General features: G+C 71.9%; 25 protein-coding genes. 11 read left to right on the top strand and 14 right to left on the bottom strand.

The genetic code is table 11. From position 1 onward, the window contains the following. The coding region (locus tag QSK37_RS32235) for an amidase family protein (protein ID WP_285628837.1) at positions 1 to 2,708 on the top strand (2,708 nt) is incomplete at its 5' end. A gap of 85 nt (positions 2,709 to 2,793) precedes the next feature. Here QSK37_RS32235 and QSK37_RS32230 read toward each other — a convergent pair. From QSK37_RS32230 to hemG, 3 genes are all read right to left on the bottom strand, one after another. Beyond that, on the bottom strand, positions 2,794 to 3,348 hold the full coding sequence (locus QSK37_RS32230) for a hypothetical protein (protein ID WP_285628834.1): 555 nt from the start codon (positions 3,346 to 3,348) through the stop codon (positions 2,794 to 2,796). A 120-nt stretch (positions 3,349 to 3,468) separates the two neighbouring features. After that, positions 3,469 to 4,110, bottom strand: coding sequence for a hydrogen peroxide-dependent heme synthase (hemQ, locus tag QSK37_RS32225; protein WP_285581967.1), 642 nt, complete (start codon positions 4,108 to 4,110; stop codon positions 3,469 to 3,471). 56 nt (positions 4,111 to 4,166) lie between these two features. Continuing rightward, a complete protein-coding gene (hemG, locus tag QSK37_RS32220; protein WP_285628831.1) occupies positions 4,167 to 5,633 on the bottom strand; it encodes a protoporphyrinogen oxidase in 1,467 nt (488 codons plus the stop codon). Positions 5,634 to 5,776: 143 nt separating this feature from the next. Here hemG and QSK37_RS32215 point away from each other — a divergent pair, with 143 nt between their 5' ends. After that, the gene (locus QSK37_RS32215) at positions 5,777 to 6,628 is read left to right on the top strand and encodes a DUF4349 domain-containing protein (protein ID WP_285628829.1); all 852 of its coding nucleotides are present in this window, start codon (positions 5,777 to 5,779) and stop codon (positions 6,626 to 6,628) included. A gap of 28 nt (positions 6,629 to 6,656) precedes the next feature. On the opposite strand, the gene hemE is transcribed toward QSK37_RS32215, so the two are convergent. Beyond that, positions 6,657 to 7,709, bottom strand: a complete 1,053-nt coding sequence (gene hemE, locus QSK37_RS32210; RefSeq protein ID WP_285628867.1) for a uroporphyrinogen decarboxylase — start codon at positions 7,707 to 7,709, stop codon at positions 6,657 to 6,659. A 273-nt stretch (positions 7,710 to 7,982) separates the two neighbouring features. Between hemE and QSK37_RS32205 the strand changes: the two genes are divergently transcribed. From QSK37_RS32205 to QSK37_RS32190, 4 genes are all read left to right on the top strand, one after another. Further along, positions 7,983 to 8,159 carry a hypothetical protein gene (locus QSK37_RS32205; RefSeq protein WP_285581808.1) on the top strand — a complete coding sequence of 59 codons (177 nt, stop codon included), beginning with the start codon at positions 7,983 to 7,985 and terminating at the stop codon, positions 8,157 to 8,159. A 70-nt stretch (positions 8,160 to 8,229) separates the two neighbouring features. Continuing rightward, a complete protein-coding gene (locus QSK37_RS32200) occupies positions 8,230 to 8,808 on the top strand; it encodes a DUF3000 domain-containing protein (protein WP_285628827.1) in 579 nt (192 codons plus the stop codon). Positions 8,809 to 8,831: 23 nt separating this feature from the next. Then, complete coding sequence (locus QSK37_RS32195; protein ID WP_285628864.1) at positions 8,832 to 10,055, top strand: ribonuclease D; 1,224 nt, start codon at positions 8,832 to 8,834, stop codon at positions 10,053 to 10,055. Then, entirely contained in the window at positions 10,045 to 10,557 is a 513-nt protein-coding gene (locus tag QSK37_RS32190) for a GNAT family N-acetyltransferase (RefSeq protein WP_285628824.1), read from the top strand. The genes QSK37_RS32195 and QSK37_RS32190 overlap by 11 nt, the downstream gene beginning before the upstream one ends. A gap of 124 nt (positions 10,558 to 10,681) precedes the next feature. On the opposite strand, the gene QSK37_RS32185 is transcribed toward QSK37_RS32190, so the two are convergent. Further along, on the bottom strand, positions 10,682 to 11,482 hold the full coding sequence (locus QSK37_RS32185) for a polysaccharide deacetylase family protein (RefSeq protein ID WP_285628821.1): 801 nt from the start codon (positions 11,480 to 11,482) through the stop codon (positions 10,682 to 10,684). A 249-nt stretch (positions 11,483 to 11,731) separates the two neighbouring features. Here QSK37_RS32185 and efeU point away from each other — a divergent pair, with 249 nt between their 5' ends. Then, positions 11,732 to 12,601: an iron uptake transporter permease EfeU gene (gene efeU / locus QSK37_RS32180; RefSeq protein WP_285628819.1), complete on the top strand. Its 870-nt coding sequence runs from the start codon at positions 11,732 to 11,734 to the stop codon at positions 12,599 to 12,601. Between the two features lie 27 nt (positions 12,602 to 12,628). On the opposite strand, the gene QSK37_RS32175 is transcribed toward efeU, so the two are convergent. After that, entirely contained in the window at positions 12,629 to 14,281 is a 1,653-nt protein-coding gene (locus QSK37_RS32175; RefSeq protein ID WP_285628816.1) for an AMP-binding protein, read from the bottom strand. A 149-nt stretch (positions 14,282 to 14,430) separates the two neighbouring features. Here QSK37_RS32175 and QSK37_RS32170 point away from each other — a divergent pair, with 149 nt between their 5' ends. Then, positions 14,431 to 15,618, top strand: a complete 1,188-nt coding sequence (locus tag QSK37_RS32170) for a thiolase family protein (RefSeq protein ID WP_285628813.1) — start codon at positions 14,431 to 14,433, stop codon at positions 15,616 to 15,618. Next, positions 15,615 to 17,696, top strand: a complete 2,082-nt coding sequence (locus tag QSK37_RS32165; protein ID WP_285628811.1) for a 3-hydroxyacyl-CoA dehydrogenase NAD-binding domain-containing protein — start codon at positions 15,615 to 15,617, stop codon at positions 17,694 to 17,696. Before QSK37_RS32170 ends, QSK37_RS32165 begins: the two co-directional genes overlap by 4 nt. Positions 17,697 to 17,757: 61 nt before the next feature. On the opposite strand, the gene QSK37_RS32160 is transcribed toward QSK37_RS32165, so the two are convergent. The 4 genes from QSK37_RS32160 to QSK37_RS32145 all read right to left on the bottom strand — a co-directional run bounded on the left by QSK37_RS32160 (position 17,758) and on the right by QSK37_RS32145 (position 19,754). Continuing rightward, positions 17,758 to 18,009, bottom strand: a complete 252-nt coding sequence (locus QSK37_RS32160) for a hypothetical protein (protein ID WP_285628810.1) — start codon at positions 18,007 to 18,009, stop codon at positions 17,758 to 17,760. Positions 18,010 to 18,248: 239 nt separating this feature from the next. Further along, entirely contained in the window at positions 18,249 to 18,422 is a 174-nt protein-coding gene (locus QSK37_RS32155) for a hypothetical protein (RefSeq protein ID WP_285628808.1), read from the bottom strand. Positions 18,423 to 18,438: 16 nt separating this feature from the next. Next, positions 18,439 to 19,206, bottom strand: a complete 768-nt coding sequence (locus tag QSK37_RS32150) for a class F sortase (RefSeq protein WP_285628807.1) — start codon at positions 19,204 to 19,206, stop codon at positions 18,439 to 18,441. Between the two features lie 59 nt (positions 19,207 to 19,265). Continuing rightward, entirely contained in the window at positions 19,266 to 19,754 is a 489-nt protein-coding gene (locus tag QSK37_RS32145) for a class F sortase (protein ID WP_285628861.1), read from the bottom strand. Between QSK37_RS32145 and QSK37_RS32140 the strand changes: the two genes are divergently transcribed. After that, the gene (locus tag QSK37_RS32140) at positions 19,666 to 19,863 is read left to right on the top strand and encodes a hypothetical protein (protein WP_285628872.1); all 198 of its coding nucleotides are present in this window, start codon (positions 19,666 to 19,668) and stop codon (positions 19,861 to 19,863) included. The genes QSK37_RS32145 and QSK37_RS32140 overlap by 89 nt on opposite strands. Before the next feature lie 29 nt (positions 19,864 to 19,892). Here QSK37_RS32140 and QSK37_RS32135 read toward each other — a convergent pair whose 3' ends face one another. From QSK37_RS32135 to QSK37_RS32125, 3 genes are all read right to left on the bottom strand, one after another. After that, positions 19,893 to 20,531 carry a hypothetical protein gene (locus QSK37_RS32135; RefSeq protein ID WP_285628804.1) on the bottom strand — a complete coding sequence of 213 codons (639 nt, stop codon included), beginning with the start codon at positions 20,529 to 20,531 and terminating at the stop codon, positions 19,893 to 19,895. A 206-nt stretch (positions 20,532 to 20,737) separates the two neighbouring features. Beyond that, positions 20,738 to 22,096: an FAD-dependent oxidoreductase gene (locus QSK37_RS32130; protein ID WP_285628801.1), complete on the bottom strand. Its 1,359-nt coding sequence runs from the start codon at positions 22,094 to 22,096 to the stop codon at positions 20,738 to 20,740. A gap of 59 nt (positions 22,097 to 22,155) precedes the next feature. Beyond that, entirely contained in the window at positions 22,156 to 23,625 is a 1,470-nt protein-coding gene (locus QSK37_RS32125; protein WP_285628799.1) for an amino acid permease, read from the bottom strand. Between the two features lie 151 nt (positions 23,626 to 23,776). Between QSK37_RS32125 and QSK37_RS32120 the strand changes: the two genes are divergently transcribed. After that, positions 23,777 to 24,907, top strand: a complete 1,131-nt coding sequence (locus QSK37_RS32120; protein ID WP_285628797.1) for an MFS transporter — start codon at positions 23,777 to 23,779, stop codon at positions 24,905 to 24,907. 55 nt (positions 24,908 to 24,962) lie between these two features. Here the strand turns inward: QSK37_RS32120 and dxs are convergent, their stop codons facing one another. Continuing rightward, on the bottom strand, positions 24,963 to 26,855 hold the full coding sequence (gene dxs / locus QSK37_RS32115; RefSeq protein ID WP_285628795.1) for a 1-deoxy-D-xylulose-5-phosphate synthase: 1,893 nt from the start codon (positions 26,853 to 26,855) through the stop codon (positions 24,963 to 24,965). Positions 26,856 to 26,934: the final 79 nt, after the last annotated feature.

Here is a 26,934-nt window from a genome sequence, read left to right as displayed (position 1 = left end):
GGGACGGGCTCTTGAAGGACCTGACCTGGACCGTGAACCTTTTGCGGGCGATGGCCGCGGGTCTGGTGGTGGCCGGGGGGACGTACCGGGAGGCGGACGGGACGATCGCGGAGGGGCTGGGCGGGCCTGGCCCGGCCGGGCAGGATCCGCCCCGGTGGGCACGGATGCCGGAGTCCTACGTCCTGCCGCCGGTCCCGGGCGGCCTGCCGGCCGCGGCGCCTGCGCCGGATGTGTGGGCCTGGGCCGAGAAGGTACTGGGATGGTGCGGGGTGCCGGTCGCCTGGCCCGAGGGGGACCTGACCGCGCTGGCCGATCTGCGCGATGCCGCGCTGTCGATGAAGAGCGTGCTCGACCAGGTGGCCGAGGAGGTGGCCGGGCACGCCAGACGGGTCGGTGACGGATCCGGCGCGGCGACCGAGGCGTTCACCGCGACCGCCAACGTGGTGCACGGCGAATCCGGCCTGCTGAAGTCCCTCGCGCACCGGTGCGGGGAACTGGCACGCTACTGCGACGACAGCCGGCGCGCGATCATCAGCGCACGGTGGCAGTGCGTCGCCACGGCCGTGTTCGTGGTGGCGCTGACCCTGCTCGCGGGTGCGCTGGGCCGCTGGATCGAGGGCCTGGTCGCGCGGTTGATCAAGCTGGAGGGCGCGGCGCTGTGGATCGCGCTGCGGGTGATCCGGGACGCGGTACTGGGAATGGCGTTCACGGCCGGGACCGGGGAGATCGGTCTGCTGTTCCACGGCGACGGCCTTGATTTCGGTGCGCTCGCCCGCCTGGCGCTGGAAGGACTCCTCGTCGGAGGGCTGACCGGCTTCGCCGTCCACGGGGCGCTGCCGGCCCTGCTACGGCGGTCCCCGGCGCTGGAATGGCTGTCGCGGTGGAGCCGGTCCCCCGGCGCACGAGGAGTCACCACCCGGTACGCCCTGTCCGGAAGCGCCGGCACCGCCGCGATCTGGACCGCCGGAGGACTCACCGGCCACGGCTGGGGTCTGGACCAGCTCCAAGACTCCGCCAAATACGGCTTCGGCATGGCTTTGACCGGCACCGGAACCGAACTGGCCGGCCGCCTCTTCCACCACTCCCCATCCGCACCACCGGCGAGCGGACCGGTCCACAGCACGGCACCCGGTCCGCTCGACGGCCCGGCCATCGCGGGGCTCGGCGGCGTCCACGACCACCCGCTGAGCGCTGGCCACGATCACGTGGTGAGCCCCGGCGACCTCACCGCCAGACTCGATGCCGGGGCCGGAGCCCCCCATCTCCAAGACGTCCCAGAGGCCTTCCCCGAAACGATGACCGTCCAGGACCTGCGAACCGAGATGGCCGCCGGCCGGCTGACCTCAGAAGAACTGACGCAGCGGTGCCTGGCCCGCATCGACGCGATGAATAAGGAACTGGGCGCCGTCATACCGGGCTCACTGAACCGGGACGCGGTCCTCGCCCAGGCCCGCGAGGCCGACCGGGTCCGCGCCTCCGGCGTCGACCTCGGCCCGCTACACGGCATCCCCGTCCTGGTCAAGGACAACATCGACACCCGTGACCTGCCCACCACCGCCGGCTCCCTCGCCCTGCTGCACAACAAACCCTACGCGGACGCCGAAGTGGTCACCCAACTCCGCGACGCCGGCGCGATCATCCTCGGCAAGACGAACCTGTCCGAATGGGCCAACTTTCGTTCGGACACCCCCCGGCACGGCTGGAGCGCGACCGGCGGCCAGACCAGGAACCCCTACGTCCTCGACCGCAGCCCGTCCGGGTCCTCCAGCGGCTCCGCGGTGGCGGCCGCCACCGGCATGGCGCCCATCACCCTCGGCACAGAGACCGCCGGCTCCATCGTCTCTCCCGCGGCGATGAACGGCGTGGTGGGTTTCAAACCTTCTTTGTGGCGGGTCAGCCCGCACGGCGTCGTGCCGGTCTCACTCTTCCAGGACACCGTCGGGCCGATCACCCGTAACGTGGCCGACGCCGCCGCGGTCTTCGAGGCCATCGCGACCACGTCCGAGCCGATCCGCCTGAGCCCCGACCTGCCACCGGGAACGAGGATCGGCGTGTGGCGTCGGGACGGAAACCATCCCGAGGTGGACCGTGTCCTCGCAGAGGTGGTCGAAAGCCTCCACGAACTGGGCGCCACCACGGTCACCGTCGACCTGCCCCTCCCCAACACATGGGTCGTGCTGCCGTACGAGTTCAAGCAGGCCATCAACAGCTACCTGGCCACGACCGGCGGCGAACACCCACGCGACCTCGCCGAACTGATCGCCTTCACCCGAGATCACCCCGGCGAACGATCCTCAGACTTCGGGCAGGCCGTGTTCGAACGGGCCCAGGACACGGACACGGACACGGTGCTCTCCATACACGAGCACGACGAGAGGCGCCAGAACATCACCGAGCAGGCCCGTCACCACCTCGACCGCATCCTCGACACGCACCACCTGGACGCGATCGTCGCCCCGACCATCTCGCCCTCCACCAGGATCCTCGACAACAACGGTTCCTGGAACGGCACCTGCGGCCCTGCGGCCGTCGCCGGATACCCGAACATCAACGTCCCGGCCGGGTTCGCCGAAGGCGATCTCCCCATAGGCGTCTCCTTCATGGGACACCAGAACGCCGACGAGAAGATCCTCAGCCTGGCCTACGCCTTCGAACAGGCCACCCAAGCCCGCCGCCCCCCGAAATACCTCCCCACCCTCCCCAAATAAGCCAGAAGCCCAGAAGGCGGCATCACGAACGTTCCAGCCCCAGAGGGGGGCTACCAGCCCCGGCGACGGCCGGTCCGGCCGGTCCTCAGGGCACGCGGTCGAGGCGGCAGTCGTCTCGGTCGTTCATCTTGTTGGCCAGGACCGGGTATCCGGCCGCGCGGTCGGCGTGCACGAACACCTCCGGGAGATGGCCGTGGTCCTCGGCGTACGCCGCGGCGGTCTCGCACAGGGCGATGGCCGTACGGGAGTTCGCGTCGGAGGCGGGCAGGTCGGTGTAGACGCGCAGCATGGGGCCGGTCCAGATCACCTCGGTGACGTGCGCGGCGCGCGTCGGGTCCTGCTGCCGGTAGAAGGCCAGGGCGGCCAGGTCGCCGGGCCGCACGGGGCGTGACCGCGCGACGGGCGCCTGGGCGGACCGGCCACCGAGGACGTTCGCCGCGGCGGCCTTCGGCACGGTGTCCGGCCGATGCGTGTCCGCCGGGGCCAGCGTGACGAACGCGGCCACGGCACCGGTCAGGGTCATGAACAAGCCCGCGGCCACGACGATCCGCGTGCGCCGCCGCGACAGGGCCGCGCGTACGGCGCTCACCGCGCCCGGTAGGCGCGCGTGCCGTCCCCTTATTCGCCGTGCTCCGTTCACCCTGCTCCTCCGGCTCCCCCGGGCCCGCGGCGGTCGCCGCGTCACGGATCCTCGTGCACGGCCGGTACGCCGGGTGCCGCCGATGGCGAAGTCTTTACCGGCGGAACAGGGGTCTGTCCCTCAGGGAAGGGCGGCGACGAGCTCGGTGACCGGCTTGCGGGAGCCGGTGTAGAACGGCGTCTCCTCGCGGACGTGCCGGCGCGTCTCCGAGCCCCGCAGGTGACGCATCAGGTCGACGATGCGGTACAGCTCGTCGCCCTCGAAGGCGAGGATCCACTCGTAGTCGCCCAGAGCGAACGAGGACACCGTGTTGGCCCGCACGTCGGGGTACTCCCGTGCCATCCGGCCGTGCTCGGCGAGCAGTGCCCGCCGCTCCTCGTCCGGCAGCAGGTACCACTCGTAGGAGCGGACGAAGGGGTACACGCAGACGTACGCGCGGGCCTGCTCCTCGGCGAGGAACGCCGGGACGTGGCTCTTGTTGAACTCCGCCGGGCGGTGCAGCGCCATCACCGACCACACCGGCTCCGACGCCCGGCCCAGCGTCGTACGGCGGAACCGGTTGTAGATCTCCTGGAGGTCGTCGGAGGACGGCGCGTGCCACCAGAACATGTAGTCGGCGTCGGCCCGCAGGCCGGCCACGTCGTACACCCCACGGGTCGTGACGTCCTTGGCCGCGGCCTGTTCGAGCAGGTCCTCGACCTCGCGGGCGACCGCGTCGCGGTCGGCGTCGGCGAGGTTGCGCACCCGGAAGACCGACCACATGGTGTAGCGGATCACCTGGTTGAGGTCGCGTGCCTTCGGCTTGTCGCCACTCACGGTCAGTTCCCCTTCTGCTCCGGCACCGGCCGACGTCGCCCGGTCGTCTTCGATTCTCCCCGACTCTTCAGGTCCCCCGTCACCCGGGCCACCGCCGCGCGGGCCGACGCGATGCACGCCGGGACGCCCACGCCGTCGTACGCGGCACCGCACACCGCGAGGCCCGGCGCGCCGGCGACGGCGCCGCGGATCCGCGCGACCCGGTCGAGGTGGCCGACGGAGTACTGCGGGAGCGAGCCGCCCCAGCGGGTGACCCGGCTGTCGACGGGCAGTTCGGTCACCCCGGTCGTCCGGGCCAGCTCGGTCATGGCCAGGGCCTTCAGCTCCTCGTCGGGGCGCTGGAGGACCTGTTCCTCGCCGTACCGGCCGATCGAGCAGCGGACGACCACCACGCCGGGCGCGTCGTCGAGGAGGTGCGGCCACTTGGTGGTGCTGAACGTGACCGCCTTGACGCCGTCGGACTCCACGGCGGGCACGAGGTAGCCGCTCCGGCGCGGTGGCCGCGGGAACGCCGTGGCGGAGTAGGCCAGAGTGACGATCGCCATGCTGGCGTACCCGATCCGCCCCAGCTCGGCCGATGCCGCGGGCACCTCCTCCTGCAGGAGCCGCCGGGCCGCGCGCGCCGGCACCGCGAGGATGACCGCGTCGGCCTCGACCAGTTCCGGCTCCCGCGCGGGGCCGACGGTGAGCCGCCAGCCCTCCGGCCCGCGGCGCAGCTCGCGCACCATCGTCTCCGTGCGCAGGGTGACGTCCAGGTCGGTGACCCGGCTCGCGAGGGACTGCGCGAACGCGCCCATGCCACCGGTGAGCGTGGTGAACACCGGGCCCGAGCTCGCCGGCGCGGCCTCGCGTACGGCGCGGGCCGCGGCGATCAGCGATCGGTGGGTCCGCGCCGCGTCGGCCAGGCCCGGCATCGTCGCCTCGAAGGACAGGTCGTCGGCCCGCCCGGCGTACACCCCGCCCAGCAGCGGCTCGACCAGCCGGTCCACCACCTCGGCGCCCATCCGCGCGCCGACCAGGCCGGCGACGGACACGTCCTCTCCGCGGGGGGTGGCGGGGCGTACGAGGTCGAGCGGGACGCGGGCCATCCCGGCGGCCGACAGCACGCCGGAGCGGGCCAGCGCGACCAGGTCGGCGGGGACGCCCATGATGTGTCCGGAGGGCATGTCGTGGAGCGCGCCGCGGCTCCAGATCGCCGAGGAGGTCGTCCCGGGGAAGGCCAGCCGGTCGCCGATGCCCAGCTCGCGGACGAGCTCCAGCCCCTCGGGCCGCCGCGCGAGCATCGCCTCGGCGCCCTCGTCCACCGCCAGGCCGGCGACCTCGCTGACGCGGAGCTTGCCGCCGACGTCGGCGGAACCCTCCAGGAGCGTGACGCGGGCTCCGCCCTTGGCGGCGTGGTACGCGGCGGTCAGCCCGGCGATCCCGCCGCCGACGACGGCGACGTGGGCACGGGTCGGCGCATCGGTCATGGCTCCACGATCCCAGAGCCTTCGCCCGGCCGGCACACCACCCGTCCCTGACACGGGTGCCGTGACCTGGGCGCGTCGTCATCGTGATCCGATCGCGACGGCCGCCCCGCGAACGGTGACGTACGTCACGACGTCCCAGTCATATGAGACCGTTCATCGTCGTATCGGCCGCCGCGCTCGTCCTCCTCACGGCCTGCTCCGGCGCCGACAACGGAGCATCCGCCGGCTCGGGCGGCCGCGCCGCCGTCGCGCGCGCACCGAGCAAAGAGGCCGACGCCGCGGGCCGGGCGCAGAACGTGCGCCTCGCGCCCACCCAGGCCATCGTCTACACCGCGGACCTCACGATGCGGTCCGGCGACGTCACCGGCGCCGCGGGCCGGGCGAAGAGCGTGGTCGCCGCCGCGGGCGGCTACGTCGGCAACGAGAACGCGACCGAGAACCCCGGCTCGCGCCCGTCGGCCACGATCACCTTCAAGATCCCGTCGGCGCGGTACCAGGGCGTGCTGGACCAGCTCGCGTCCTCGCGCATCGGCACCCGCGTCTCGCTGCGGCAGCAGGCCGATGACGTGACCCAGGAGGTCGCCGACGTCGACAGCCGGGTCAAGTCGGCCAAAGCGACCCTGGCGTCGTTCCGGAAGCTGCTCGACAAGGCCTCCGACGTCGACGACATCGTGCAGCTGGAACAGGAGATCGCCAGCCGGGAGTCCGACCTTGAGTCCCTGCAGGCACGCCAGAAGTCACTGGCCTCCCAGACGAGCTACGCCACCGTGACGCTGCGGCTGGAGGGCACGACGCCGACGCGCCGCGAACATCACCGGTCGACGGGCTTCTCGGGCGGCGTGTCGTCGGGCTGGCACGCGTTCACGGTGTTCGTGAAGGGACTGGCGCTCGTGGTCGGCTGGCTCCTGCCGTTCGCCGGCCTCGCCGCGGTGATCGGCCTGCCGGCCTGGTGGCTGTGGCGCCGCCGCCGTTCGTCCGGGTCGAGCGCCGCCTGACCGTACGCCCCGGCCCGCCCCGGGGCGGTCAGCGCGCCTGGGCGTGGACGGCGGACTCCTCGTGGACCAGGTCGGCGAGGCGGGCCAGCACGCCCGGGTCGGTCGACGGGAGCACCCCGTGGCCCAGGTTGAACACGTGGCCCTCCGCCGTACGGCCCTGGGCGAGGACCTCGCGGGCGCGTTCGGCCGCGACCTCCCACGGGGCCAGCAGGATGGCCGGGTCGAGGTTGCCCTGCAGGGCCTTGCCGGCGTCGACGCGGCGTACGGCATCGTCGAGCGGGACCCGCCAGTCGACGCCGACCACGTCAGCGCCCGCCTCTCCCATCAGCCCCAGGAGCTCGCCCGTGCCGACGCCGAAGTGGATGCGCGGCACGCCGTACGGCTCCAGGGCGGAGAAGATCTTTTCGCTGTGCGGCAGCACCGACCGCCGGTAGTCGGCCGGCGCCACGCCGCCGACCCACGAGTCGAACAGCTGGATCGCCCGCGCGCCCGCCTCGACCTGCACCTTCAGGTAGGCGATCGCGATGTCGGCGAGGCGGTCGAGCAGCCGCGCCCACAGCTCCGGCTCGCCGTACATCATCGCCTTGGTGCGCTCGTGGTTCTTCGACGGGCCGCCTTCGATCAGGTAGGAGGCCAGGGTGAACGGCCCGCCGGCGAAGCCGATCAGCGGGATGTCGCCCAGCTCGGCGTCGAGGGAGCGCACCGCCTCGGTGACGTAGGGCACGTCCTCCGGCGTCAGGGGGCGCAGGCGGCCGACCGCGGCGGCGTCGTGGATCGGGTCGGCGATCACCGGGCCGACGCCCGGCTTGATGTCCAAGTCGACGCCGATGGCCTTGAGCGGCACCACGATGTCGCTGAAGAAGATGGCCGCGTCCACCGCGTAGCGGCGCAGCGGCTGCATCGTGATCTCCACGATCAGGTCGGGGATCGTGCACGCCTCGAGCATCGGGACGGTGCCTCGTGCCTCGCGGTACTCCGGGAGCGACCGGCCGGCCTGCCGCATGAACCACACCGGCGTGTGCGGCACCGGCAGCCGGCGGCACGCGTTGAGGAACGGGCCGTCGCGGCGGGCGGCGGGCAGGTTCGCACGGCCGTTGTCCGGCCTGGTCTCCGGTGCTGCGCCGGGCCGCGGAGCGGCGCCGTTCTGGGGGTTCTCGACGTCGGGCACACTTGGATGGTCCCACGAAACATCGCAGGCCGGGCCGGTACCCCCAAGTCCGTACGGCGACAAGGGCCGCACGTCCGTTATGAGAATCTTCGGGACACGCCGAGCGACATCCCGCGATCGTGCCGGGCGGCATGCGAGCGTGTGAACGCTCCACCCCGAAGCCGAGTTGAGGGAGGCTGTCAGCGGATGACCCTCACCCGTCACTGCTCCGTCTGTGATGACGAACGCGTCTTCGAGCAGCCGCCGTGCGACGAAGGTCACGGCGTCGACTGCCCCGATCTGATGTGCTCGGTGTGCGGCACGGCGATCGTGATCGGCGATGCCCCCGAGATGCCGGTGATCATTCGGTCCCAGGCCGCGTAGGACCACCCCGTACCATGCGTCCCCTTCTCCCCACCGAGGACATGCGTCCGGCGGATCGCCCGGTGGACCGATGACTCCCCGGGACGCGCGCCCGCCGGAGCCGTTCCGGCGAGCCGTCGAGACCATGCGCGCGTTCGTCGAGGCAGAGCCGGCCCGCTCGGAGCTCGTGATCGAGGACATGCCGGCGCCGCAGCGCCTGGCGCCGTACGCCGCGGCGATCATGGCGACCGTCTACCGCGAGGACGACAGCGAGCTGGGCGTCGGCCGGCTCATCCTGCTGTACGACCCCGAGGGTCAGCGCGGCTGGCACGGCGACTTCCGCGTGGTCGCCTACGTCCGCGCCGACCTGGAGCCGGAGATCGCGGCCGATCCGCTGATCGGCCCGGTCGGCTGGAGCTGGCTGACGGAGGCCCTCGACCAGCGCGGCGCGGGCTACAAGGCCGCCTCCGGGACGATCACCCGGGCGGTCTCGGAGAGCTTCGGCGACAAGAACGACGACCCTGAGACCACCGAACTCGAGCTGCGGGCTTCCTGGTCACCGACGGACGGGGACATGTCCGGGCATATCAACGCCTGGTGTGATGTTCTGTGTCTTGCGGCTGGATTGCCGCCGGCGGGAGTCACCTCCCTGCCTGGTCCAGGTGTTTGACGACGTACGGTAGGCGCGTGGGATTGTCGGAAGCAGAAGTAGTACCTCTCCTCGAACCACGGGAAGGCATCCCCCCGGTCTGTGAGAGCGCGCATGCGCTGGCCGCGGCGGTCGAGCGGCTCGCCGGGGGCGAGGGGCCGGTGGCGGTCGACGCCGAGCGTGCCTCGGGCTATCGCTACGGGCAGCGCGCCTACCTGGTGCAGCTCCGCCGCAGGGGCGCCGGAACGGTCCTCGTCGACCCCGTGCCCTGCTCGGACCTGTGCGAGCTGAACAACGCGCTCGCCGACACCGAGATGGTCCTGCACGCCGCCACCCAGGATCTGCCGTGCCTCTCGGAGCTCGGTCTCGTACCGGGCCGGCTGTTCGACACCGAGCTGGCCGGCCGGCTGCTCGGCTACCCCCGTGTGGGGCTGGGCACCATGGTCGAGACCGTGCTGGGCTTCACCCTCGAGAAGGGTCATTCGGCCGCCGACTGGTCCACGCGCCCGCTGCCCGCCGACTGGCTGCGGTACGCCGCGCTCGACGTCGAGCTCCTCGTCGAGCTCCGTGACGCGCTGCGCACCGAGCTGGACGAGGCGGGCAAGCTCGCCTGGGCCGAGGAGGAGTTCGCCGCGATCCTGGCCGCGCCGCCCAAGGAGCCCCGCCAAGACCCCTGGCGCCGCACCTCCGGCATCCACCGGCTGCGCACCCGGCGCGGCCTGGCGGTCGTACGGGAGATGTGGACGACGCGCGACCGGATCGCCCGCGAGCGCGACCTGTCCCCCGGGCGCGTCCTGCCCGACGCGGCCATCATCGAGGCCGCGCTCCAGCTCCCGCGCACGCCCGACGACCTGGCCGCGCTGCCGGCGTTCCGCGGGCGCAACCCCCGGCGGCACGCGGCGGCGTGGTTCCGCGCCGTGCAGAAGGGCCGTACGCTGCCGGACGCCGCACTGCCCGAGCACAGCCTGCCCGGAGAGGGCCCGCCGCCCGCGCACCGCTGGGCCGAACGCGACCCGGCCGCCGCCGAACGCCTCACCGCCACCCGCGCCGTGGTCGCCGCCCTCGCCGACGAGCACACCATGCCGACGGAGAACCTCCTGCAGCCCGACACCGTACGGCGGCTCGCGTGGAGCCCGCCGGAGTCGATCAGCGAGGAGTCGGTCGGGCTCGTGCTGACCGCGCTCGGAGCCCGGACGTGGCAAGTGACGCTGACGGCGAAGCCGCTGGCCAAGGCGATGGTCAGGCTGGCGACCAAGAGTGAGTCCTGAGGGCCCGCCCGGGAGCCGTGGCGAGCCTTTCGAGGCGATCCGCACCCCTCGGCTCGAACTGCGGCCGCTGACCGCCGGAACCGCACGCGACCTGGCGGACGGCGACTACTCCGGCGTACCCGCCGGTGCCGACTGGCCCACGGAGGCGACGCCGATCGTCGCGATGCGGGCCGCCGTGGACCCGGGCGCGCTGACCTGGCTGATCGCCCGCCGGGGCATGGTGATCGGCGAATGCGGCCTGAAACACGCACCGGGCCCGGACGGGTCGGCGGAGATCGGGTACGGCATGGGCGCGGCCTGGCGGGCGAACGGCTACGGCACCGAGGCGGTCGGCGCCCTGGTCGAGTGGCTGCCGAACCTCGCCGGCTGCCGCCGGGTGACCGCCGAGGTACACGAGACGAACCTCGCGTCCCGGCGCCTGCTCGAACGCCTGAGCTTCACCATCGACCACCTGGCCTCGCCGTACGTCTGGTACTCCCGCGTCCTTTCCCACGACCTGTGAGTGTTCGACCCGGATCAGCCGACGCGCGGCCGTCATGACCGGGCGGCTCAGTCACGGTCGAGCACCCGGGCCCAGCGCGATGCCAGAATTTCGGCCGGCGTCGAGCCGGCGGCCGATCTCGAGTTCACAGGGACACGAAGGTCAGGCCGCGTTTCTTCAGCTCTGGGATGACCTTGCGCAGGGCCTTGATGGTCTCCGAGCGGTCGCCGCCGCCGTCGTGGCAGAGGAGGATGTCGCCGCCCTTGGCCTTCAGCATCGCGCGTTTGATGTGCCCGGTGCCCGGACGCGCCCAGTCGCGGGGGTCGATGTCCCAGTCGATGGGCATCATGCCGTGCCGGGCGGCCGAGTGGAACACCGCGTGCGACCAGGCGCCGCCGGGCGAGCGGAAGAACTTCGGCGCGATCCCGGTCGCCTCACCGATGCGGTCGTGCGCCTCGGTGATCTCCCGGTCGACCCGCTTCCGTGACAGCGAGGCGATGTCGAGCGGATGGGTCATCGTGTGGTTGCACAGCTGGTGACCCCCCTGGACGATTCGCTCCGCCAGCTTCGGGAACTGCTTCACCTGGATGCCGATGAGCGAGAAGGTCGCCTTCACGTCGAACTCGGCCAGCAGGTCGAGCATCTTCGGCGTCCACTCCGGCTGCGGGCCGTCGTCGATCGTCAGCGCGATGGCGTTCGGCGGCGCCGTCGGGAACAGGTCGTGCACCCGGTGGATCGCGTCGGTCCGCGCGGGCACGGGGGCGTTCGGCGGAGGCATGACGCCCGGCCGCGGTCCCGAGGGGACCCGCTTCCTCTTGACCGGCCGGGCCGCCGGCCGCCCCTGCGCTAAGGGGCGCACCGGGAGAGACGCCACCCGGCCACGGTCGCCCACGGCGAGCGCACCGAGGCCGGCGGCGCCCAGCGCGAGCATCCGACGGCGAGTCATCACGTCCCTAAACTCCACATGTCAAACGCTATGCCCTCTAGAGGCGGTTGGGGTACATGTGGCCCCACCAAATCAACACCAAATGATCACCGCTCCGGCACTCCGGACGATCTACCCGCAAGTGTCACAGGCCACAGGGTTGCGTCGCCCCCTCCCGCGCCACAGAATCGCGATTAGGTTAGGTTTACCTAATGGCCTAGTGCGCCTAGGCCCGAAGATCCGGCTCCGCCACCGGAGCCCCTGGAGGAGGTGCGCCCCTTGTTGCTCGGCAACTACCTCATCGGCCTGCGCGAAGGACTCGAGGCCTCACTCGTCGTCAGCATCCTGATCGCGTATCTGGTGAAGTCGGGCAACCGTGCCGCGCTGACACCGGTCTGGGGAGGCGTGGGCACCGCCATCGCGGTCGCCATCGGCTTCGGCATCGCCCTGAGCGTCGCCTCCGGAGAGATGCAGTTCAAGACGCAGGAGACCTTCGGCGGCATCCTGTCGATCATCGCGGTCGGCCTCGTGACCTGGATGGTCTTCTGGATGCGCCGCACCGCACGGTTCATGAAGGCCGAGCTGGAGGGCAAGCTGGAGGGCGCGCTGTCGATGGGCGGCGGGGCCCTGTTCGCGGTCGCGTTCCTGGCCGTCGGCCGGGAGGGCCTGGAGACCGCCCTGTTCCTGTGGACCAACATCAGCAACGCGAACAACTCCACCGAGCCGATCATCGGTGCCGTGCTCGGCCTGCTCACCGCGGCGATGCTGGGCTACCTGCTCTACCGGGGCGGGCTCCGGCTCAACCTCAAGAAGTTCTTCACGATCACCGGCGCGGCCCTGATCATCGTGGCGGCCGGTGTGTTCGGGTACGGCTTCCACGACCTGCAGGAGGCTTCGCTCCTGCCCGGCCTGACCGCTCTCGCCTTCGAGCCGAGCCACTGGTTCGCCGGCCTGGGCCAGGTCGGCCAGTGGATGCAGACGGCGCTGCAGGGCGTGTTCAACCTGACTCCGCAGGTCACGATCGCGCAGGCGATCGCGTGGGTGATCTACATCATCCCGGTGATGTTCTTCTTCCTGCGCCCGGCCAAGCCGCCGGTCACGGCCGCGCCGCGGAAGCAGACCGCCGGCGCGGGCGGCTGAGGCGGCTTCGCACCGCCGGCGCCGGGGTCAGGCGTCGGCGGTCTCGTTCAGCCGGTGCGGCACGACCTTGCCCATCGCGTTGCGGGGCAGGTGCGGGCGGAAGTGGACGTCGCGCGGCACGGCGTACCGGGCCAGGCGTTCGCGCACGTGGCCCCGTACGGTGTCGGCGTCGAGCCGGGCACCCGGCGCCATGACGATGTAGGCCGCCAGCCGCTCGCCGTACTCCTCGTCCGGCACCCCCGTCACCGCGACCTCGCGCACCTGCGGCAGCCGGGCGATCACGTCCTCGGCGGCGGCCGGGAAGACGTTCTCGCCGCCAGAGACGATCATCTCGTCGGCGCGGCCGTCGACGTAGAGCAGTCCCCCGTCGTCGAGGTGGCCGACGTCGCCCATGAAGAGCATGCCGTCACGGGTCTCCACCGGCACGCCGCCGGTGTAGCCCTCGAAGCGCGTGCTTCCCGCGACGTAGATCCGGCCGGTGGCGCCGCGCGGGACGGGGCGTCCCTCGGCGTCCAGGATGGCCACCTCCGCTCCGCTCGCCGGACGGCCCGCGGTGTCCGGGTGCGCGCGCAGGTCGGCGGCGGTGGCGATGCTCACCCAGCCCGCCTCGGTGGAGCCGTAGACGTTGCACAGCTCGACCGAGAAGGCGTCCATGAAGGCCGTGGCCAGGTCGCCCGGCAGCCGTGAGCCGCTGACCGCCGTGATGCGCAGGGACGAGGTGTCGTACGCCGCGCGGGTGCGCTCCGGCAGGGCCAGCAGGCGCTGCAGCATGATCGGTACGGTGACCAGTGTGGTGCAGGAGCGTTCCTGGATCGTCGCGAGCGTCCGCTCGGGGTCGGAACGGCGTCCGAGCACGACGGTGCCCCGCATCGCCAGGGCGAGCTGGAGCGAGGAGTAGCCCCACGCGTGGAACAGGGGCGCCTCGATGAGCATCCGGTCACCGACGCGCAGCGGCGTGCGCGCCAGCATGGCGGTGAGCGGCACGAATCCCGGGCGCGGCGGGCGGCGCGCGCCCTTCGGCCGTCCGGAGGTGCCGGAGCTGAGGAAGACGACACGCCCCTGGATCGGCGGCGGCTCGAGAGCGGGCGCGGGCGTCGCCTCGATCAGCTCCTCCAGGGTGGGCCCGCCCCCGCCCGGGGCGTCCTCGTCGGCCCAGGCGGTCACCTTCGTGAACCGGCGCCCGCCCCGCGGCAGCAGGTCGGCGAACTCCGCGTCGGCGATGACGATGTCGGCCCACAGCTCGCGCATCACGCCGTTGAGCTGTCCGGGCCCGAGCCCGGTGCCCAGGAGCACGACCTCGGCCCCGCGCTTGCTGCAGGCGATCAGCGACTCGACCAGCCCGCGATGGTTGCGGCACAGCACGGCGACCCGCAGGCGGCGACCGCGGCAGTCGGGGATCAGCCCGGCGGCGAGCCGGTCGGTGCGGTCGTGCAACTCGGCGTAGCTCAGCTCGCCCTTCTCGTCGACCAGGGCCGTACGGTCGGGGTCGCGTGCGGCCGCGGCGGCCAGGCCGCCGGCCAGCGTGGTGCCCCAGTGCAGCAGCGCGGTGAGCTGGCGGGTGGCGCGCAGTGGCCGCCACGGCCACAGCAGGCCTCTTCTCGCCATGGTCAGCGGAACGTTGAGGGCCTGACCCGCCCAGCGTCCGGGCCCGGAGCGATACTCCGGTCTGGCGTGCACCACTGACGTGTCACTCCCTGCGATCCCGTGATTCCGGTCAGGCTACGGCGGGGACACGTCTCCATCAAGACCCGCTTTCGCACCTGCTGTTACTGGCGAGTAACCTATACGCGAAAGAACTCATCAGCACCGCATCAGAAGGAGGACCGACCGTGCCTCGTATCGCGCGTGACGTGGTCTTCGTCGACGGCGTACGCACGCCGTTCGGCAAGGCCGGCCCCAAGGGGCTGTACGCCGAGACCCGCGCCGACGACCTCGTCGTCCGGGTGATCCGCGAGCTGCGGAGGCGCAACCCCGCGCTGCCCGCCGAGCGCATCGACGAGGTCGCCATCGCGGCCACCACCCAGATCGGCGACCAGGGCCTCACCATCGGCCGTTCGGCCGCGGTGCTGGCCGGGCTGCCCAAGAGCGTCCCCGGGTACGCCATCGACCGCATGTGCGCGGGCGCGATGACCGCCGTCACGACGGTCGCCGGCGGCATCGCCTTCGGCGCGTACGACGTGGCCATCGCCGGCGGCGTCGAGCACATGGGCCGGCACCCGATGGGCGAGGGCGTCGACCCCAACCCGCGGTTCCTCGCTGAGAAGCTCGTCGACGGGTCCGCCCTGATCATGGGCATGACCGCGGAGAACCTGCACGACCGGTACCCGCAGATCACCAAGGAGCGCGCCGACGCGTACGCGGTGCGCAGCCAGCAGAAGGTCGCTGAGGCGTACGAGGCCGGCCGGTTCCAGCAGGACCTGGTGCCGATGGCGATCCGGTCCGCGGAGAAGGGCTACGGGCTCGCGACGCGCGACGAGCCGCCGCGCCCCGGCACGACCATGGAGAACCTGGCCGCGCTGAAGACGCCGTTCCGCCCGCACGGGCACGTCACGGCCGGCAACGCCGCCGGGCTCAACGACGGCGCGACGGGCTGCATCGTCGCGGCCGAGGAGGTCGCCGCCGAGCTGGGACTGACCGCGCGGATGCGGCTCGTCGACTACTCGTTCGCCGGCGTCGAGCCGGAGGTCATGGGCGTCGGGCCGGTCCCGGCCACCGAGAAGCTGCTCGCGCGCAACTCGCTGACCATGGACGACATCGGCCTGATCGAGATCAACGAGGCGTTCGCGGTGCAGGTGCTCGCCTTCCTCGACCACTTCAAGATCGCTGAGGACGACCCGCGCGTGAACCCCTGGGGCGGCGCGATCGCCATCGGCCACCCGCTCGCCTCCTCGGGCGTACGGCTGATGACACAGCTCGCCCGCCACTTCGAGGAGCACCCGGACGTCCGGTACGGGCTCACCACGATGTGCGTCGGCATGGGAATGGGCGGGACGGTTCTTTGGGAGGCAGTTCGATGAGTGTCGCCGACATCTTTTCCGACGAGGTCGTGACGCACACGCGCGTACGGGACGTCGAGTTGCCGTACGGCGCGGGCACGATGGCGTTGATCACGCTCGACAACGGGTTCGACCACACGAAGCCGAGCACGTTCGGGCCGGGCGGCCTGACGGAGCTGAACGCCGCCCTGGACGCGATCGCGGCCCGTGACGACCTCGCCGCCGTCGGCGTGACCGGCAAGCCGTTCATCTTCGCGGTCGGCGCGGACCTGAACGGCGTGCCGCTGATCACCGGCCGCGAGCAGGCGCTGGAGATCGCCCGGCTGGGACACGACGTGTTCCGCCGGCTGGGCGAGCTGACGGTCCCCTCGTTCGCGTTCGTGAACGGCGCGGCGATGGGCGGCGGCGTCGAGGTCGCGCTGCACTGCGCGTACCGGACGATCTCCTCGGGCGTGCCCGCGGTGGCGCTGCCGGAGTGCTTCCTCGGCCTGGTGCCCGGCTGGGGCGGCACGTACCTGCTGCCGCGCCTGATCGGCGCGGAGAAGGCCCTGCAGGTGATCATCGACAACCCGCTGAACCAGAACAAGATGCTGCGCGGTCCGCAGGCCCACGATCTCGGCATCGCCGACGCGATGTTCGAGCCGGCCGACTTCCTGGAGGAGTCGCTGCGCTGGGCCGCCCGCGTACTGACCGGCGAGGTGACGGTCGAACGCGCGCCGGTCGACACGGGCGCGGCGTGGGACGAGGCGATCGCCCAGGCGCGGTGGCGGGTGGAGGGCAAGCTGCACGGCGCGGCGCCCGCCCCGCTGCGGGCCCTGGACCTGGTCGCGGCGGCCAAGGACCGTACGCGCGACGAGGGGTTCGCGGCCGAGAACGAGGCGCTCGCCGACCTGATCATGAGCGACGAGCTCCGGTCGGGGCTGTACGCCTTCGACCTGGTGCAGAAGCGGGCCCGGCGCCCGGCCGGCGCCCCGGACAAGGCCCTGGCCCGCCCGGTGACCAAGGTCGGCGTCGTCGGCGCCGGCCTGATGGCCTCACAGCTCGGCCTGCTGTTCGCCCGCCGGCTCGGTGTGCCGGTGGTGCTGACCGACCTGGACCAGGAGCGGCTCGACAAGGGCGTGGCGTACGTGCACGCCGAGGTGGACAAGCTGCTCGGCAAGGGACGGGTCTCCCCCGACGAGGCGGCCAGGCTCAAGGGCCTGGTGACCGGCTCGCTGACCAAGGACGCGTTCGCGGACGCCGACTTCGTCATCGAGGCCGTCTTCGAGGAGATGGGCGTCAAGCAGCAGGTCTTCGCCGAGGTGGAGGCCGTGGTCTCCCCCGAGTGCCTGCTGGCGACGAACACCTCGTCGCTGTCGGTCTCGGAGATGGCGGCCAAGCTGCGGCACCCGGAACGGGTCGTCGGCTTCCACTTCTTCAACCCGGTCGCGGTCCTGCCGCTGCTGGAGATCGTCCGCGGCGAGCACACCGACGACGCGACGCTGGCCACGGCGTTCGCGACCGGCAAGGCGCTGAAGAAGTCCTGCGTCCTGGTCAAGGACGCCCCGGCGTTCGTGGTCAACCGTGTCCTGCTGCGGATGCTCGCCGAGATCGTGCAGACCGTGGAGGAGGGCACACCGATCGACGTGGCCGAGCGCGCGGCGGCGCCGCTGGGCCTGCCGATGCCGCCGTTCGTCCTGATGGGACTGGTCGGCCCGGCGATCGCGCTGCACGTGAACGAGACGCTGCACGAGGCGTTCCCGGACCGCTTCCCGCTGTCGGGCAAACTGGCCAAGCTGGTCGCGGCCGGCAAGCCCGGGGTCTACCGGCCGGACTTCACGCTCGACCCGGAGGCGGTGGAGATCTTCGCGGGCGGCACCTCGCCGTCCACGGAGGAGCAGGTGCTCACGCGGGCCCTCGACGCGCTGGCGCAGGAGATCCGCATCATGCTCGATGAGGGCGTCGTCGCGGCCCCGCAGGACATCGACCTGTGCATGATCCTGGGCGCGGGCTGGCCGTTCCACCTGGGCGGCGTGACGCCGTACCTGGACCGCACGGGCGTCGCGGAGCGCGTGACCGGCTCCCGCTTCCTCGACCGCGGAGTCGCCTCGCTGCCGTAGACCGGGCCGGGTGGAGATCCCCGGCGGAGCAGGAGGGCCGCCGGGGACCGCCGTCGGCCGGCTAACCGGCCACGAGCCGGAGGCCGGCCATCTCGGCCAGCCGCCGGGCGTAGGCGCCGGGGTTCCGGTCGTTCGCGCGCGGATGGACGCTCAGGTGCACGGTCGACGTTCCCGGACGGTGAACCGGGTCGTACGGGCTGCCGTGGTAGGTGGCGTTGACGTTGAGGAGGACGCCGCTCAGCGCGGCGGACTCGCCGGGCCAGGCGCAGCACCACTCGACCGTGACCAGATCGTCGTCCGCCGCCGTGAGCAACGCGTCGGGTACGGGCTCGGACGGTCGCGGGTCGCGGGCTCGGGGGCGGGTGACCGGGCTCGGCCCGTACGTGCGTGAAGAACCACTCGGCGATCCGTACGGGTGACGCGGCGGGTGGGAGCAGGCCGGCCTCGGCGAGCGCGGTCAGCCATCGCTCGACACGGGGTCGTTCGATATGTTCCCGGCCGGGTTCGGCGATGAGGCTCAGCCACAGCTGCGATGCCGGTGGCTCGTCCCGGTCACGTCCCAGCCAGAAGGCCGATCCGAACGTCGACGCGCTGTTCGGCGTACCAGTCGCCGAGCGGCTGCTCGCGCGGCGTCGCGGCCAGCCGCCCGAGCCCGGAGGGCGGTACGGCAAGGACGGCTCCGACATGCGCCTCCGGTGCCACCGCGGCGACCGCCGCCAGCCGCATCAGGGTTCCCCGACCGTCAGTGCACGAGGTGGGCGTAGACGATGATGTTGCCCAGGTAGTGCATCGTCTTCTTGTCGTACTTGCCGCCGCACGTGACGACGCGCAGCGCCGCGTACCTGGTCTTGCCGTACACGCTCTGCGTGGGAAAGCGGTCCTTCGCGACCGGCACGACGCTGTCGACGGTGAAGGTGGCCACGCTGCCGCCCGCACGTGTCACGTGGATGCGGTCGCCACGGTGCAGGCTGCCCAGCCGGAAGAACACCGCCTGGTGGCGGTGGGCGTCGACGTGGCCCAGTACGACCGCCGCGCCCTTCTGGCCGGGGGTCGGGCCGTACTTGTACCAGCCCGCGAGGTTCGGCCGGGTCAGGGTCGGGACCTCCACCGTGCCGTCGGCGTTCTGGCCGAGCGCCTCGATCGGGGCGTTCACGTGGATGCGCGGGATGGTGATGCGCACCGGCAGCGCCCGGTTCATCGGGCGGGCCTTCACCACCGGCTCCGGCGCGGTGACCGACTTCGCCTTCGGCGGCTGCGGCGGGCCGCCGCCGTTCGAGCCGACCACGATCATCGTCACGCCCGCGCCCACCACGACGACCATGCCGCCCGCGACGAGGATGTTCGAGCGCCGGCCACGTCGCCTCCGCGGCGCCACCGGCTCCTCCGGGAGAGCCGGCTCCCCCGGAGAGGTCCAGCCCGTGCCGGTGTACGTGCCGAGGTCGGGGACGGTCGCGTCGATCACGGGCATGCGGAGGTCGGGGACCGTGACCTCCGCGAGAGGCACTGCCATCGGTTCCCCGCCCCCGTCGTCTGGCCGGCGGTGCCGGCCGGGACGTACGCTGCGTTCGCTCAGGTGCCGTTCACCAACCTGCCGTACGCGATGATGTTGTCGACGTGATGCCCCCATGACGCGTCGAAGCGGCCGCCGCAGGTGATCAGGCGGATGCCCGGATACGACAGCTTGCCGTACACCTTCTGCGTCGGGAAGCGGCTCTTGGCGATCTGCTCCAGCTTGGTGATCTGGAAGGTTGCGACGCTGCCGTTGGCGCGCGTCACCTGGACGGTGTCGCCCGGCTTCAGCGTGCCCAGCTTCTCGAACACCGAGGGATGGCCGTTGCCGACGTTGTGCCCCAGGATGACCGACGCGCCCTTCTCGCCGGGAGTCGGGCCACCGTCCCACCAGCCGGTCATGTTCGGCCGGCTCAGGGGCGGCACCTGGATCGTGTGGTCGGCGTTGAGGCCGAGCTTCATGATCGGTGAGTTGATGTGCAGCTTCGGAATGCGCAGCCGGGAGGGTACCGAGCGGGCCAGTGGCTTCGTCGGCGCGCTGCTCGACACGGACGGAGCGGGCGTCCACACCTTCGCCGGCGGCTTCGCGCCGCCGCCTCCCCCGCACCCGGCCGCCGTCACCGCGAGCAGCGCACCGGCCGCCACGCCCAAGGCGTGACGGCCGGCACGGTACCGCTCAGGGAGCACTCAGGCTCCAGCCGACGAACGCCGGCGGGTGTAGAGGAAGGTGCCGCCCGCGAGGCCCGCGATGACGACGGCCGCGCCACCGGCGATCAGGCCGGTGTTCCCGCCGCCGCTGCCCGAGCCGTCACCGGTCTGCGGGGCGCCGCTGGGCAGCCCGGTCGGGGTGCCGGACGCGGTCGGCGTCGGGGTGCCGGACTTGGTCGGCGTGGGGGTGGGCTTCGGCCGCTTGTGCGGCTGGGTGGTGAACGTGTCGCTCCAGCGCCCGCAGTGGACGCTCACCGAGTACTTCTTGCCTTCGACCAGCTTCTTGCGGGTGGTCTCCTTGGCCGCGTAGCTGCCCTCGGTGCCCGTCGCCTTGAAGGGCTGGGTGGCGACGAAGAGGCCGTTCACGTCCTCGATCGTCGGCACGACCGCGCAGTTCTCGACGGTGAAGGTGAGCGTGTCTCCCCCGTAGAAGGACTTCGGCGTCACGTCGGCCGTGGGCTCCTTGCCGGCCGGCTTCGACGGCGCCGACGGCGCGTCCTTGGTGACGCCGCCCCCCGTCACCGGGCCCGGCGTGTCGGTGGCGAACGCCGGTCCCGCCGCGCACAGTGCGACGATCGCGGCTGCCCCGCCGACTGCCCCCAGACGTGCGATGTTCATTCGATGTTTCCCCTTAGAGAGTGCGTGGCGTCGGTCGAAGGTGGCCGGAGCGTCGCCACGACGTGTCAGCGCAGCACGCTAGTGGTGCGCATGGGGAAATTACTGATCAAACGGACATACTGGCAAGCTATGGCCATATCGGAAGATTCACAGCAACCAAACAGGCGATTCGCGCGTCTAAGCCTTCGATGAAGGCTTGCTGAGAGTCAGCTCAGAGGGTCATGGCCGTACGCCCGGCGCAGGGCCTCCCAGCCGGACAGCTTCACGCGCTCGCCGCGATCGAGGGAGCGCGCCAGTTCGATCTCGCCCGCGTCGATGCCCAGCCAGTCGTCGTACGTCACCACCCGCACGCCCCGCGACTCCAGCAGCGCCTCGATCGCCTGCCGCTTCCGCGAGCGTCCGCCCAGGTCGGCGAGCAGGGCGCGGACGGTCTCCGCCGCGTCGGCCTTGTTGGTGCCGATCACCCCGGTGGGGCCGCGCTTGACCCAGCCCGCGACGTACTCGCCCGGTAGCGGCGCGCCGTCCTCGCCGAGGACCCGGCCGCCCTCGTTCGGCACGACGTACGCCCGCGCGTCGAACGGCACCCCCGGCAGGGGCACGCTCTGGTATCCGACCGAGCGCAGCACCAGGCCCACCGGCAGCGTCTCGTACTCCCCGGTGCCCACGACCCGGCCCTCGGCGTTCAGCGTCGTGCGCTCCAGCCGCAGGCCCTCGACCCGGCCGGTGCCCAGGATCTCCACCGGGCGCAGCCAGAACCGCAGGTCGAGGCGGCGCGGAAGGTCACCGGCCGGACGGCCGGCCCACTCGCGCATGACCGCGACGTTGGCGCGCACGTGCCGGTCCGACTCGGCCAGCGCGGCGCTCACCGGATCGAGCCGCAGGTCCTCCTCGCGGACGTGCACCTCGGCGCCCGGCAGCGCGCCGAGCTCGCGCAGTTCCTTCGTGGTGAACTTCGCCTGCGCCGGCCCCCGCCGCCCGATCATGTGGATGTGGCGTACCGCGCTGCCGCCGAGCAGGGCGAGGACCGGGTCGGGCACGTCCGTGGCGCGCAGTTCGCCGGCGGTCTTGGCGAGGATCCGTACGACGTCGACCGCGACGTTGCCGACGCCGATGACCGCGACGGCTTCCATCGACAGGTCCACCGCGAGGTCCGTCGCGTCGGGGTGGCCGCAGTACCAGTTGACGAAGTCGGTCGCGGCGACGCTGCCGACCAGGTCCTCGCCCGGGATGCCCAGGTGGCGGTCGACCATCGCGCCGGTCGCGTAGATCACCGCGTCGTAGCAGTCCAGCAGCGTCTCGCGCGTGACGTCCTTGCCGAACTCCACGCCGCCGAGGAAGCGCACGGCGGGATCTTCCAGCACGCGCTGCAGGTAGCGCGCGATCGACTTGATCGACGTGTGGTCGGGCGCCACGCCGTAGCGCACCAGCCCGTACGGCGTGGGGAGCCGGTCGAAGACGTCGACCTGGACCTCACCTTGCGCCTGCTTCACCAGGGCCTCGGCGGCATAGATGCCCGCCGGCCCGGAGCCGATGATCGCCACGCGAAGACCAGATGCGTCCACCACCCCCACATTGTTCCCAGCTCGCGGCCCGATTCCCATGCCCACGCGGTATCAGTCCCCTGTCACCTCGGCCCGCCCGTCGCGCGCCCCACCCGGCTGTGGGCACGGCCGTACAGGAGGTAGACGGCGAAGCCGATGACCATCCAGGCGACGAACCGCAGCCAGGTCGCGACCGGCAGGTTCAGCATGAGGTAGCCGCAGGCCACGACGGCGAGGAACGGCAGGACCGGAGAGGCGGGCACCCGGAACGAACGCGGCAGGTCCGGATGGGTGTGCCGCAGGATCACCACGCCGATCGCGACCACCGCGAAGGCGAACAGCGTGCCGATGTTGACCAGCTCCGCGAGCGCCGAGAGCGGGACGAGCCCGGCGATGAGGGCCACGACGACGCCGATGACGATCGTGATCCGGTACGGGGTGCCGTACCGCGGGTGGACCTTCGCCAGCCACGGCGGCAGCAGGCCGTCGCGGCTCATCGCGAAGAACACCCGGCTCTGTCCCAGTATGAGGATGAGCACGACCGTGGTGAGGCCGGCCAGCGCGCCGATGCTCACGACCGTGGCGAACGCCGGATGCCCGACGTCCCTGAACGCCTGGGCCAGTGGCGCGTCGACGCTCAGGTGGCGGTAGTCCCGCATGCCGGTGACGACCAGGGAGACCGCGACGTACAGGGCGGTGCAGACCAGCAGGGAGGCGATGATGCCGATCGGCAGGTCGCGCTTGGGCCTCTTGGTCTCCTCCGCGGCGGTGGCGACCACGTCGAAGCCGATGAAGGCGAAGAAGACGATCGCGGCCCCGGCGAAGACGCCCGCCCACCCGTACGTCGACGGGGTGTAGCCGAAGAGCACCTGGATCAGCGGCGCCTTGCCGCCGTGCGCCTCGGGCGTGGCCGTCGCCCTGGGCACGAACGGGTGGTAGTGCGCGCTCTTGACGAAGAACAGGCCCGCCACGATGACGAGGAGGACCACCGCGATCTTGACGGCGACGATGACGGCGTTGACCCGCGAGGAGACCTTCACGCCGAGGACGAGCAGCGCGGTGACGGCCAGCACGATCAGCATCGCGGGGACGTTGAACGCCGCCCGCTCCCCCACCAGCGAGGCGGGCAGGTGGAGGCCCATCTCGTCGAGGAGGATCGTGGCATAGCCCGACCAGCCCACCGCCACGGTCGCCGCGCCGAGCGCCAGTTCGAGCATGAGGTCCCAGCCGATGATCCAGGCGGGCAGCTCACCGATGGTGGCGTAGGAGAAGGTGTACGCCGATCCGGCCACCGGGACGGTGGAGGCGAACTCCGCGTAACAGAGCGCGGCGAGCGCGCAGGCGATCCCGGCCGCCACGAATGACAGTGCCACGGCCGGTCCGGCGTTCTCCCTGGCCACCTTCCCGGTGAGCACGAAGATGCCGGTGCCGACGATGACGCCGACACCGAAGACGGTGAGATCGAGCGCGCTCAGCTCACGGCGCAGGCGGGATCCCGGCTCGTCCGTCTCCTGGATGGAACGTTCCACGGATTTGGTGCGAAGAACACTCATCACGATCCTCGAAGGGGCCCGGACCGCGGTGACGTCGACGTCCGTTTCCCGCCAGCGTCGTCGCGCCGATGATTCCTACGGTTGGCGCGTGAGAACTGATCCTGCCGGGGTCGATCGGCACCGCCCATTGTCTGGTCCTGTCATCTGGTTCATGTCGCTCGCGGCCGCGCTCGGGACAGCGACGATCTACCCGTTGCAGCCGGCGATCGCCGATGTGGCGAACTCGTTGGACGCCTCACTCGCCGCCGTCGGCGTGGCTCTCGCGTGCGGGCCGATGGGCTACATGGTCGGACTCGGCCTGCTCGTCCCGCTACTCGACCGATTCCCTCCGGGCCGGGTGCTGTCGGCGCAGGTCGGCGTCTTGGCGGTCGCCCTGTTCGTGAGTGCCGTTGTCGGCAGTGTATGGGCGTTGGGACCGGTGATCGGCGTGATCGGAGCCTGCTCGGCGGTCGGCGCGGGCCTCAGTTCGGTGGTCGGCCGGCTCGCGTCCCCGCATCGGCGAGCGACAACGCTGGGGATCGTGACCGCCGGGATATCGGCGGGGATCCTCGCCGGCCGGATCGTCGGCGGTTGGCTCGCCGAGGCGATCGGCTGGCGCGGCATGCTCATGGTGTTCGCCGCGGCCTGCGCGGCCGTCGCGGTGGGCCTGCCGCTGGTGATCCCGGGAACTCGGGGAGGCCCGGAGCGTGGTTATCTCGCCACGCTCAGGTCGATTCCCGGGCTGTTCGTCCGGTTCACGGCGTTGCGGTCGGCGGCCACGCGTGGCGCCCTGTGGTTCTTCGCCTTCTGCGCGATGTGGGCGGGGCTGGCGGTGGCACTCTCGCAGCCCCCCTACTCGTACTCGGCGGAGCGTATCGGCATGTACGCGCTTGCCGGACTCCTCGGCATTCTCGCCACCCGGGTCTCGGGCATGTGCACCGATCGCCTCGGCGCGCGCCGCGTGATCCTCGTGGGTCTCGTGATCGCCGGAGCCGCGGCGGCGACCGTCGGGTTCGCCCTCCCGAGCACTGCCGCGGCCCTGGCCTGCCTGGCGCTGTTCGACGCGGGCCTGTTCGCCGCGCAGGTCGCGAACCAGAGCATCATCCTGGCGATCGATCCCGCGGCGCCCGCGCGGTTCAACAGCGCCTACATGCTCGTCTACTTCGTCGGCGGAAGCCTCGGCACGGCCTTCGGCACGGCGGCCGTCGAACGGTTCGGCTGGCCGGCGACTACGACGATCACCGCAGCCGCCATCGCGGTCGCCGCGGCGCTCACGCTGCGCGCGGACGATCGGTCAGTTTGATCCAAGCCGGGACGGCCCGATCCGCCGGCCGGGCCGGCGGATCGGCGCCGGAACGTCACTCGGTGGGTTCGAGGACCGAGCCGCGGGAGATGGCGGCGGTGACGTCGCGGGCCAGGCCCTGGGGGGTCAGGCCGATGTCGGTGAGGATCTGCGCGCGCTTGGCGTGGTCGAGGAACTCCTGGGGGATGCCGAAGGTGCGGACCGGCACGTCGACGTCGCCGTCACGCAGCAGCCGCGCCACCGCGTCGCCGACGCCGCCGACACGGATGTTGTCCTCCACGACCGCGACGAGGCGGTGTTCGGCGGCCAGGCCGACGAGCTTCTCGTCGAGCGGCTTGACCCAGCGGGGGTCGACGACCGTCACGCCGATGCCGTGCGCGCCGATCAGCCTGGCCGCCTCCAGGGCGGTGCCCGCCATGGCGCCGACGGCCACCAGGAGCACGTCGCCCCCCTCCGAGCGCGACAGCACGTCGACGCCACCGATGCGCTCGATCGCGGGGACCTCGTCGCCGGCCGGGCCCTTGGGGAAGCGCACGACCGTCGGGCCGTCGGTGACCTCGACCGCCTCGCGGAGCTGCTCGGTGAGCTGGGCGCCGTCGCGCGGAGCCGCCATGCGCAGGCCCGGCACGACCTGCAGGATCGACATGTCCCACATGCCGTTGTGGCTGGGCCCGTCGTCGCCGGTGACGCCCGCGCGGTCGAGCACGACGGTGACGGGCAGCTTGTGCAGCGCGACGTCCATCAGCAGCTGGTCGAAGGCCCGGTTGAGGAACGTGGCGTACACCGCCACGACCGGATGCATGCCGCCGAGCGCCAGGCCCGCCGCCGAGGTCACCGCGTGCTGCTCGGCGATGCCGACGTCGTAGGTGCGCTCGGGGTAGACCTCGGCGAAGGCCGCCAGGCCGGTCGGGTGCAGCATCGCCGCGGTGATGGCGACGATGTCGGGCCGCTCGGCGCCGATCCGCACCAGCTCCTCGCTGAAGATCTTGGTCCAGCTGGGGCCGCCGCCCTTGGCGAGCTTGCGGCCGGTGGCCGGGTCGAACAGGCCCGGCGAGTGGAAGTTCTCCTCCTCGTCGTTCTCGGCGGGCGCGTAGCCGTGGCCCTTGTGCGTGATGCAGTGCACGATGACCGGGCCGCCGAACGCCTTGGCCTTGCGGAGGGCGTGCTCGACGGCGGCCTCGTCGTGGCCGTCGATCGGGCCGACGTACTTCAGGCCGAGGTCCTCGAACATCGCCTGCGGCTGCAGGATGTCCTTGATGCCCTTTTTGATGCCGTGCAGGGCGTCGTACGCCATGCCGCCGACGACCGGCGTCTTCGGCACGGTGCGCTTGATCAGGTCGAGCGCGTGCTCGTAGCCGCGGGTCATGCGCAGGTCGGCGAGGTGGCTCGCCAGGCCGCCGATCGTCGGGGAGTAGGAGCGGCCGTTGTCGTTGACGACGATGACGACGCGCCGGTCCTTGCCCGCGGCGATGTTGTTGAGGGCCTCCCAGGCCATGCCGCCGGTGAGCGCGCCGTCGCCGATGAACGGCACCACGAACCGGTCGCCCTCGCCGCGCAGCTGGAACGCCTTGGCGATCCCGTCGGCGTAGGACAGGGCGGTCGAGGCGTGGGAGTTCTCGATGACGTCGTGCTCGGACTCGGCCTGGCTCGGGTAGCCGGACAGGCCGCCGCGCATGCGCAGGCTGCCGAAGTCGTGACGCCCCGTGAGCAGCTTGTGGACGTACGCCTGGTGGCCGGTGTCGAAGAGGATCCGGTCGCGCGGTGAGTCGAAGACCCGGTGCAGGGCGATGGTCAGCTCGACCGCCCCGAGGTTGGGCCCGAGGTGACCGCCGTTCGTCGACACGGCTGAGACGAGGAGGTCACGGATCTCCCCCGCGAGCTGGGGCAGCTGTTCCGGCTCCAGGCGCTTGAGGTCTTCGGGCCGTTCGATCGACTCAAGTAGGGTCACCCGGGTCATCTCCTCGTGTTCTCTGCGGATGCCGATTTTAGTGGTGCTTCCAACCGGTGGGACGCGGACGGTCCGGGGC

The sequence above is a fragment of the Actinoallomurus iriomotensis genome, from assembly GCF_030269445.1.
Taxonomy (GTDB): Bacteria; Actinomycetota; Actinomycetes; order Streptosporangiales; family Streptosporangiaceae; genus Actinoallomurus; species Actinoallomurus iriomotensis.
Note: the sequence above shows the minus strand (reverse complement) of the source record. Positions and strands in the feature narration are given on the sequence as shown.

Coding starts and splice junctions, on each gene's coding strand:
- hemQ (WP_285581967.1), bottom strand. CDS start 4,110: ATGTGGTCGGTCTTCCGGGTGCGCAACCTCGCCGACGCCGACCGCGAC.
- hemG (WP_285628831.1), bottom strand. CDS start 5,633: ATGACCGATGCGCCGACCCGTGCCCACGTCGCCGTCGTCGGCGGCGGG.
- QSK37_RS32215 (WP_285628829.1), top strand. CDS start 5,777: ATGAGACCGTTCATCGTCGTATCGGCCGCCGCGCTCGTCCTCCTCACG.
- QSK37_RS32205 (WP_285581808.1), top strand. CDS start 7,983: ATGACCCTCACCCGTCACTGCTCCGTCTGTGATGACGAACGCGTCTTC.
- QSK37_RS32200 (WP_285628827.1), top strand. CDS start 8,230: ATGACTCCCCGGGACGCGCGCCCGCCGGAGCCGTTCCGGCGAGCCGTC.
- QSK37_RS32185 (WP_285628821.1), bottom strand. CDS start 11,482: ATGACTCGCCGTCGGATGCTCGCGCTGGGCGCCGCCGGCCTCGGTGCG.
- QSK37_RS32165 (WP_285628811.1), top strand. CDS start 15,615: ATGAGTGTCGCCGACATCTTTTCCGACGAGGTCGTGACGCACACGCGC.
- QSK37_RS32155 (WP_285628808.1), bottom strand. CDS start 18,422: ATGCGGCTGGCGGCGGTCGCCGCGGTGGCACCGGAGGCGCATGTCGGA.
- QSK37_RS32150 (WP_285628807.1), bottom strand. CDS start 19,206: ATGGCAGTGCCTCTCGCGGAGGTCACGGTCCCCGACCTCCGCATGCCC.
- QSK37_RS32140 (WP_285628872.1), top strand. CDS start 19,666: ATGATCGGTGAGTTGATGTGCAGCTTCGGAATGCGCAGCCGGGAGGGT.
- QSK37_RS32135 (WP_285628804.1), bottom strand. CDS start 20,531: ATGAACATCGCACGTCTGGGGGCAGTCGGCGGGGCAGCCGCGATCGTC.
- QSK37_RS32125 (WP_285628799.1), bottom strand. CDS start 23,625: ATGAGTGTTCTTCGCACCAAATCCGTGGAACGTTCCATCCAGGAGACG.
- QSK37_RS32120 (WP_285628797.1), top strand. CDS start 23,777: ATGTCGCTCGCGGCCGCGCTCGGGACAGCGACGATCTACCCGTTGCAG.